Raw genomic sequence first — 8,752 nt, 5'->3', positions numbered from 1 at the left:
TTCTTTTAGTTGCACTAGTTTATTTAATTTCGCAAACATACGAGAGTTACACAGAGAGTTCTGCTCTGTGAAACTCATTAAACTCTGTGAACTCTGTGTTGAAAACGGTGGATATAACATCTTAATCTGAATAATGTCTATTGGTTAATCGTTAATCGGAACAGTCCAAACATTTAGATAAATTCTTCTTTTCTCATAGAGAAATAATATTAAATTCGCTTCCTTATTAACAATTAACCCCGTAGGAAAAATTCCAACGGGGTAAACTATTAACGAATAACTTTTTATTCATGTCCTATCTCTTCACTTCTGAATCAGTATCCGAAGGCCACCCCGATAAAGTTGCCGACCAGATCTCTGACGCGCTCATTGACCATTTTCTTGCGTACGACTCTCAATCGAAAGTTGCCTGCGAAACGCTTGTCACTACGGGACAGGTTGTTCTGGCAGGAGAAGTAAAGTCAGACGCGTATCTTGATGTGCAGGAAATTGCACGCGAGGTGATTCGCAAGATCGGCTACACGAAATCAGAATACATGTTTGAGGCGAACTCCTGCGGAATTTTTTCTTCCATACACGAGCAAAGCCCGGATATTAATCAGGGAGTGGTGCGCAAGAAAAAAGAAGAGCAGGGCGCTGGCGATCAGGGGATGATGTTCGGATATGCCTGCCGTGAAACAGATAATTACATGCCTCTTCCGCTGGAACTCGCACACACGTTGCTCCGCGAACTTTCCGCCATCCGCAGAGAAGGCAAGACCATGAAATATCTCCGCCCCGATGCAAAATCGCAGGTAACTATCGAATACAACGACAAGAACCAGCCCGTGCGGATTGACACTATTGTGGTTTCAACACAGCACGATGATTTTGACCAGGACGAAAAAATGCTGGCGAAGATAAAAGATGACATGATCAACATTCTTGTTCCGCGCGTGAAGGCAAAACTACCGAAGCGCGTGCAGGCATTGTTCAGCAACAAAATAATTTATCACGTTAATCCCACAGGAAAATTTGTGATTGGAGGTCCGCACGGAGATACAGGATTGACCGGCAGAAAAATTATTGTGGATACGTATGGAGGAAAAGGCGCGCATGGCGGTGGCGCTTTCTCCGGCAAAGACCCTTCTAAGGTTGACCGCTCAGGCGCTTATGCAACACGCCACATTGCCAAGAACATGGTGGCTGCCGGAATCTGCGATGAAGTGCTGGTGCAGGTTGCTTACGCAATCGGTGTGGCTCAGCCGGTAGGACTGAATGTGACTACGTACGGAACCTCCAAAGTGAAAATGAACGATGGCGAAATTGCAAAACGAATCCTGAAAGTTTTTGACATGCGCCCCTACTCCATTGAGCAGCGGTTTAATCTGCGCTCTCCTATTTATTTTGAAACCGCCTCATACGGACACATGGGAAGAGAAACGGTGGAAGTGACCAAAACTTTTAACGCGGGAAAAAAGACCGAGAAGAAAGTGAAGGTGAAACTTTTCCCCTGGGAAGAATTGAATTATGTGGATGCGCTGAGAAAAGAGTTTTCTCTGGCTTCTAAAAGGGAAATGGCGATGGCGTGAAAGGGCGGGAGCAGATTCAAACGGATATCCATTGACTTAGCGGACTATGCTAATAACCGAGATGCCTATGTTAAGGTCGGAGAGGGCTATGCTAACGACCGAGTGAACTGTGTTAAGCATGGAGATGCTTAATATTGAGTTGGAGACGCTTGGGATTGAGTTGGCACTTCTCCTTATTCTTATTCATGGAGCAATGGAGGCAGCACAACTACAATTACAGATACTAATAGTTGTACAAATACTACTACTGCAACTGTGAGTTGTCTTAATGCTGTTGATCTATTATCTTCACAAACTGATTATACTATTTCTCCTAACCCAACAAGCGGAGTGTTTACCTTTCAATCCTCAGAAAAGATTACAGGAGTTGAAATTATGAATGTGCTGGGGGAAGAAATAACCCCTCTCCATCTCTCCCCTAAAGGGGAAAGTGTTGTTGTCTCTCTCCCTTCAGGGCTGGGGCAAGGGATTTATTTTGTACAGATAAAAACTGCAGAGGGAGTAGTTGCGAAAAAGATTGTTGTGCAGAGGTAAACCCCGTAGGATACAAAGTTATCCAACGGGGTAAATCAATTCCCCACCTCAGAGATATACTTAATGCGCATGAGGCGCACATCTTCTTCGTCAAATTCATCTTCGCCTAATTTTTTCATGGCTTCCGCCACTGAGTCGGAAGAAGCGTTGCTGAAATATTCGTAAATGGCATCCTGCTGGTCATCGTCAATCACCTGGTCAATGTAATGGGTAATGTTCACGCGCGTGCCTGCGGATACAATGGCTTCGAGTTCGCCAATGAGCTGTTTCATGGTGAGTCCTTTTGCATCGGCAATATCTTCCAGACTGAGTTTACGGTCAATATTATGGATGAGAAAAACTTTGAGCCCCGATTTGTTCACTGTGGATTTCACTATCAGATCCTGCGGGCGTTCAATTTCATTTTCCTTCACATACCTGGCAATCATATCGGCAAAAGGTTTTCCATAGCGCTGCGCCTTGCCGGGTCCCACGCCTGAAATCCGCGCCACTTCATCCACCGTGGTAGGATAATTTATGGTCATTTCAGAAAGGCAAGTCTCCTGAAAAATAATCCAGGGCTGGAGTTTTTCTTTTTTGGCAACCTGCTTCACCAAATCTTTCAGCATTTTGTAAAGCGTTTGGTCAAGCGCTCCGCCTGCCTGCCCTCCTCCGCCTGCAACAATTGCCTCTTCATCATCGTCATCCGGATTTTCAAAGTCATGGTCTTTCGTAAGCATGAAGGAGGTGGGTTTCTCAAGGAACTTCCTTCCTTCCTTGGTCACCTTGAGCAAACCGTAATTCTCAATATCTTTTGAAAGCAATCCTGCCACATGCGCCTGCCTCACTACGGCATTCCAGAATTTTTCATCCTTATCATCTTCAGCTCCCTTGCCGAAAATCTCCAGTTCGTGGTGTTTGTATTGTTTGATGAATGAGGTCAAAGTTCCGGTCAGAACCTGCACCACATGTCTTGTCTTGAACTTTTCTTTCATTTCAAGAATGGCATCCAGGAGAAGTTCCACATCATCTTTGCCTTCAAATTTTTTCTTCGGGTTGGTGCAATTGTCGCAGTTGCCGCAGTTCTCTTCTTCGTATTTTTCTCCGAAGTAATGCAAGAGGGTTTTTCTCCGGCACACAGATGACTCAGAATAAGTAACTACTTCCTGTATCAACTGGCGGTTGATTTCCTGCTCTGCCACGGGTTTTCCTTTCAGGAATTTTTCCAGCTTCTGAATATCGGCTTCACTGTAAAAAGCAATGCAGTGACCTTCTCCTCCATCCCGCCCTGAGCGCCCAGTTTCCTGGTAATATCCTTCCAGAGATTTCGGAATATCATAGTGTATCACAAAGCGCACATCGGGCTTGTCAATTCCCATTCCGAAAGCAATGGTGGCAACAATCACTTCAATATCTTCCATCAGGAACTGGTCCTGCGTTTTTGAACGCACATCTTTTTCCAGTCCTGCGTGATACGGAAGCGCGCGGATGCCGTTCACTTGCAGTGTGCTTGCAAGCGCTTCGGTTTGTTTTCTGCTCAGACAGTAAATAATTCCTGACTTTCCCTGATTCTTGCGGATGTATTTAATGATTTGCCTGGATGCTTCCACTTTGGAGCGTACTTCATAATATAAATTCGGGCGGTTAAAGGATGCCTTGAAAACAGTTGCTTCAGGGATGCCGAGATTTTTGAGAATGTCCAACTGAACTTTAGGAGTTGCGGTTGCGGTGAGCGCGACAATCGGCACACGCCCGATCTGATCAATGAGTTCACGGATGCGCCTGTACTCAGGGCGAAAATCATGACCCCACTCTGAAATGCAATGCGCTTCATCAATGGCGATAAAAGAAATATTTATGTTCTTGAAAAATTCCACATTGGCTTCCTTGGCAAGGGATTCGGGAGCTACATAAAGAATTTTTGTTTTGCCATCTGTAAGTTCCTCCTTTACCTTAATGATTTCCGACTTTGCGAGAGAAGAATTCAGGAAGTGGGCGATATTGTCTTTCGTGCCAAACCCCCGGATAAGGTCCACCTGATTTTTCATCAGCGCGATGAGAGGAGATACCACGATGGCGGTACCTTCGCTGATGAGCGCGGGCAACTGGAAGCAAAGTGATTTGCCTCCGCCCGTAGGCATGATGACAAACGTATCTTTCCCGTTAAGGATATTTTTAATTACATCTTCCTGTTCTCCTTTAAATTTGGAGAACCCGAAAACCTTTTTCAGATGTCCTTTGAGGGAAAGTGCTTCGGCAACAGCCATGATTGTCTAACGGATTTTGGATTGCTTTTGTCCGTACCAGTGATTTGTGTCTTTATAGAGTGAATATACAATTTTTCTGAATACACAAAAAAACATTTCTCTTTATTTTAGACGAATAATTAATTTTTCCGGCTGAATACTTTGTACTTAATCGGGCGCAGGAAAGAATGAGAAAAAGTACAAACTCCCCCGTAATCTTACTTCAAATCTTTGTTGGCTTCCATATCGAACCACATGGCAAAGAGGGAAAAAAAACTGGAGCTCATGAATGAGAACATGGCAGCAAGCGCGTTGATAGAAGGAATGTTCCCGTAACTGTACCAGAAGAAAAAGAGCCGCACAAAAAGCAAAATTGTGGATACAAAAAATACTGCTCCTAGAAAATAAAAAAACACAAGCGGATGAAAGTTGCGGATGATATATTTTTCCTTCATGCGCCACAAAAACATGCGCATAAGAAGCCACGAGATAGTAAATACAACTTTTCTGATTTTTATTCCAGATTTCTCTCCAATGTTGTAAACCGGTTTCACAGGAACATCTCTCACTTTCATATCATAAACATTCAGGCGCACAAGAATATCGTTCGGTTGTCCGTAACGTTTATACATCTTGTCCCAATCAATCAGACTTAACGCTTTTTTGTTGATGGCTGTGTAGCCGGTTTGAGAATCGGCAACATGCCAGTAGCCGGATGCAATCTTAGTTAGAAAAGAAAGCATTGCATTTCCAAAATACCTGACTTTGGGAATTTTTTTATACGCTTCGCCCGTAAACAACCGGTTTCCCTTAGAATAATCTGCTTCGCCATTAACAACAGGATTCAACAAGGCAGGCAAATCATCCGCATTCATTTGCGCGTCACCCGCCATCACCACAGCTACATCCATATCATTATCGCGTGCCCATTTGTAGCCGGTGGCAATGGCACCGCCAACTCCCTGATTTTTTTCATGATTGATAAGAAGAATGGAAGGATATGCCTGCAACAAATTTTGAACAACCTGTGTTGTATTGTCTTTGCTGCAATCATTCACTATAACAATCTTATCCACAAAAGCCGGCATGGAGCTTATCACTTTAATAATTTGCTTTTCCTCGTTGTAAGCGGGAACCACCACACAGATTTTTTTGTCTTTGTACATCAGTATTTTCTTTCTTGCTTCAAAAGTATAAAGTTATTTAATGCAGAATAAAATGCCCCTTCTAAGAGATTTTTCCACCTTTGTATTCCAAATTCAGAACAGAAGAATGAATATTTGCATTTGCACAAGCAGTTTCCCGCTAAACAGAGATGAAGTGTATCATCGTTATTTGGAAGACCTCATTCTTCTTCTTCACAACAAGGGACATGAAATAACCATTTTAACTCAGGAGAAAAGAGGAAAGAAAGAAAAATTTATTCCGCACGCAGAAGTGGTTTGGTTTCCGTGGAAGATTGCGGAAAAAGAAGTGCTGGCGGAAGTTTCTTTTAAAAAACTAAAAAATATTCTCTCCCTTTTTTCTTTATTGTATAATGGGGCCAGACATTCAAAAAAAATCGTCAGAGAAAAAAAGATTGATATTTTTATTTGCCTCTGGATTGTTCCATCCGGTTTATATGTTTTCCTGAAAAATATCTTTTCAAAGAAAACTCCCTACCTGCTTTGGTCGCTTGGTTCTGATATCTACAACAACAAAGACAATTTTTTCACAAGATTATTGTTGCGGCTTATTATCAATAACTCTAAGGCAGTATTTGCTGATGGGTTAGAACTATGCGACATTATTCAAAAAATTTCTTCGCGCAAGAGCGAGTTTTTGCCTACATTTCATAAAATAAATATTCCTGAAGCTTCATTAGCGGATAATCCTATCGCCAAAAAAGAAATCACGTTCCTTTATGTTGGGCGGCTCACGCATGTGAAAGGCATCGATGTCCTGATTGAAGCATTCAAATTATTAAAGGAAGAAACCGGCAGTTTAAATTTTACATGTACTATCATTGGAGATGGCGAAATGATGGCTTCTCTGCTGAATGAAGTAAAAAAAAATAATCTTACAGAAAAAGTTTTATTTATAGGGAAAATTACAGACGAGAAAGTAAAAGCCGGGTATTATAACAAAGCTGACTGCATCATTATTCCTTCCCGCTCCGAGAGCATACCGGTGGTTTTAAGCGAAGCGGTTCAATATGGAAAACCTTTAATAACCACCAATGCGGGAGACATGGAACTCATTGTGAAAAAATATAATCTTGGGCTGGTTGCTGAAAAGGAAAATCCTGTTTCACTCGCCAGCACTATAAAAAAGTTTATCGCTCAGCCATTGCAGATTAACCAAAAGGATAAAAAGGATTTGTTAGATACTCTTTTGTTTGAGAACAGTTCGCAAAAACTATTAGATAAAATTTGATGCTTCGCTATTTGGCATTTGAAAGTATGAATAAAGAAAAAATATGAACGCAGAACATTCTGATATTAATAAGGAAGCGTGGGAAGCAAGAAGCATTCAATATAAAAATGATATTAAAAGTGTTTTATTTAAAAGATTTCCGGATATATTAAATAATCACATTCACAATTTTCATAAAAAATTTATTCTTGAAAATATTCCAAATGGAGATTATAAAATACTTGACGCTGGCTGCGGCTATGGGAGAAACTCGCTGCCGCTCATTGAAAGAAACCCTGATATACGAATCACGGGCATTGACATAAGTGAAAATTTTGTAAAGCAATTTATATCCAATACCGGTAAACCGGCATATGCAGGCACTTTAGAAAAAATACCTGACGAAATCAGCAAATTCGATTATATCATTTGCGTGTCGGTTCTGATGTATGTTGAAAAAAAAAATATTGACAGAGCAATTCAAAACATGCTGTCTCATTTAAAAAAAGAGGGAAAAATTATTCTTATTGAGCCCCTCACATCAGGTTATTTTTTTTCCAGCGGGTTTGGGATTCTGAATCTTTTTAGAAAAAAAAATAAAACAGAATCAGAACATTGCTTTAAAGCAAAAGAATTGAAACGCCATATCAATAACAATGGAGGAATTATTTTCAGTGAACAAAGAACCCCAATGACCACCATTTTTATTATACCTCTTTATTTTTTTTCGTTGCTAATGGGTAATACGATAATGAATTGGATTTTCAAATTCATTAGCCGGTTGGATGGTTTTCTAAGTAAAGCAAAACTGCCTTCCCTGCATTGCGCTTTGGTTATAAATATAAAAAATCATGAATAAATTTATTGGCTCCGTTTTATCATTTATTGGAGGAATAATACTGATTTACGCGGGCTTTAAACTATTTATCAATAAAGAACAGTTAGAAATTCTGACTTCTAAGCCAATTGAAATTCATTTTTATGCGTGCTTACTGACCATTCCGATGTATTTGCTTTCAGGAATCAGCAGTTTTATATTATACAAAAGCGTTTCAAAAACAACTATCAGTCTGTATGATGTAGTTACCCTCCCGTTTGTAATCAGCATGTGGGGCTTTTTAATTCCGTTTCAGGGATCCTATATATACAATTCGATTTATTTTAAAGCAAAGTATCATATAACCATTGTCAACACTACGAGCATTTATCTTTTGTCCGTTTCCATCTCACTTATCATTGCAGGAATTTTAGGAATAATATATAATTGTTTTTTCAAACAGAACTCCATCTTTCTGATTTTGTCAATCGCATCATTGATTCATCCGGTTTTTATTTTTCTGTCATTGTATTTACTGAAAAAAAATAAAAATACGAATCAGAATTTTATAGGAAAGATGAAAAATAAAATCGAAATAATTTTTACTGATTATATGGCAGCACTTAACGGAAAAAATTTATCATTACTCAGCATAATTAGTTTGTTGGATACTTTGTTTTATGCCGCGTGGTCTTTATGGATTTGTAAAAATCTAGGATTTGACCTGTCTTTTTTCCAATTGTTGCTATTGGCGTCATTTGTCAAACTCACCTTATTGGTTAAACTTACACCTGGGAATATGGGAATCAATCAGTTTGCTTCTTCCGGAATTATTTTGCTTGCAGGCGGTACAATAGCAGAAGGCTTTACCTTGTCGCTATATCAAACTGCTATTTTTATCATAACTTCATTTTTACTTGGCTCAGTGTTTTCCGTCATGAACATGAAGTATTTTTTTAAAAAATAGGTTTGCCAAAAAAAACTAATTCAAATTATTTTTTTTTAAGAAGCCAGATATAGCTCGGACAAATCCAGCAGGCAATTGCCAGGATAAATAAAGAAATTTTTTGCGTAAAGAACCCTGCGCCAAGAGCGCAGGGCGTTATTATTTTATTTTTCACAATTCAAAAAGTTTCAACTGCTTGACATCATTATGACGACCTTGATTACGAATATAATTCTCAATCGTCTTTTTACTTCCTCGACCGCTT

At 40.0% G+C, this 8,752-nt stretch carries 7 protein-coding genes; 5 read left to right on the top strand and 2 right to left on the bottom strand.

All coding sequences use genetic code 11. The features are described 5' to 3' along the window. Window positions 1-290: 290 nt before the first annotated feature. A complete protein-coding gene (locus HY841_10275; GenBank protein ID MBI4931139.1) occupies window positions 291-1,571 on the top strand; it encodes a methionine adenosyltransferase in 1,281 nt (426 codons plus the stop codon). Between the two features lie 255 nt (window positions 1,572-1,826). Continuing rightward, window positions 1,827-2,105: a T9SS type A sorting domain-containing protein gene (locus HY841_10270; GenBank protein ID MBI4931138.1), complete on the top strand. Its 279-nt coding sequence runs from the start codon at window positions 1,827-1,829 to the stop codon at window positions 2,103-2,105. A gap of 35 nt (window positions 2,106-2,140) precedes the next feature. Here the strand turns inward: HY841_10270 and recQ are convergent, their stop codons facing one another. Further along, a complete protein-coding gene (gene recQ / locus HY841_10265) occupies window positions 2,141-4,351 on the bottom strand; it encodes a DNA helicase RecQ (GenBank protein MBI4931137.1) in 2,211 nt (736 codons plus the stop codon). A 197-nt stretch (window positions 4,352-4,548) separates the two neighbouring features. Further along, a complete protein-coding gene (locus HY841_10260; GenBank protein ID MBI4931136.1) occupies window positions 4,549-5,496 on the bottom strand; it encodes a glycosyltransferase family 2 protein in 948 nt (315 codons plus the stop codon). A 52-nt stretch (window positions 5,497-5,548) separates the two neighbouring features. Between HY841_10260 and HY841_10255 the strand changes: the two genes are divergently transcribed. From HY841_10255 to HY841_10245, 3 genes are read left to right on the top strand one after another with little or no spacing between them, the layout of a single operon-like run. Further along, window positions 5,549-6,745, top strand: coding sequence for a glycosyltransferase family 4 protein (locus HY841_10255; GenBank protein ID MBI4931135.1), 1,197 nt, complete (start codon window positions 5,549-5,551; stop codon window positions 6,743-6,745). 43 nt (window positions 6,746-6,788) lie between these two features. Further along, window positions 6,789-7,583 (top strand): class I SAM-dependent methyltransferase, encoded by a 795-nt coding sequence (locus tag HY841_10250; GenBank protein MBI4931134.1) that lies wholly within the window; start codon window positions 6,789-6,791, stop codon window positions 7,581-7,583. After that, on the top strand, window positions 7,576-8,508 hold the full coding sequence (locus HY841_10245) for a flippase-like domain-containing protein (GenBank protein MBI4931133.1): 933 nt from the start codon (window positions 7,576-7,578) through the stop codon (window positions 8,506-8,508). Before HY841_10250 ends, HY841_10245 begins: the two co-directional genes overlap by 8 nt. Window positions 8,509-8,752: the final 244 nt, after the last annotated feature.

It is taken from the genome of Bacteroidota bacterium, from assembly GCA_016213405.1.
In the GTDB taxonomy this organism is placed as follows: domain Bacteria; phylum Bacteroidota; class Bacteroidia; order Palsa-948; family Palsa-948; genus Palsa-948.
Note: the sequence above shows the minus strand (reverse complement) of the source record. Positions and strands in the feature narration are given on the sequence as shown.

What these genes read in the sequence shown, in the direction of transcription:
- HY841_10260 (MBI4931136.1), bottom strand. Translation starts at nt 5,496, where the DNA reads ATGTACAAAGACAAAAAAATCTGTGTGGTGGTTCCCGCTTACAACGAG.
- HY841_10245 (MBI4931133.1), top strand. Translation starts at nt 7,576, where the DNA reads ATGAATAAATTTATTGGCTCCGTTTTATCATTTATTGGAGGAATAATA.
- HY841_10250 (MBI4931134.1), top strand. Translation starts at nt 6,789, where the DNA reads ATGAACGCAGAACATTCTGATATTAATAAGGAAGCGTGGGAAGCAAGA.
- HY841_10275 (MBI4931139.1), top strand. Translation starts at nt 291, where the DNA reads ATGTCCTATCTCTTCACTTCTGAATCAGTATCCGAAGGCCACCCCGAT.
- recQ (MBI4931137.1), bottom strand. Translation starts at nt 4,351, where the DNA reads ATGGCTGTTGCCGAAGCACTTTCCCTCAAAGGACATCTGAAAAAGGTT.
- HY841_10255 (MBI4931135.1), top strand. Translation starts at nt 5,549, where the DNA reads ATGCCCCTTCTAAGAGATTTTTCCACCTTTGTATTCCAAATTCAGAAC.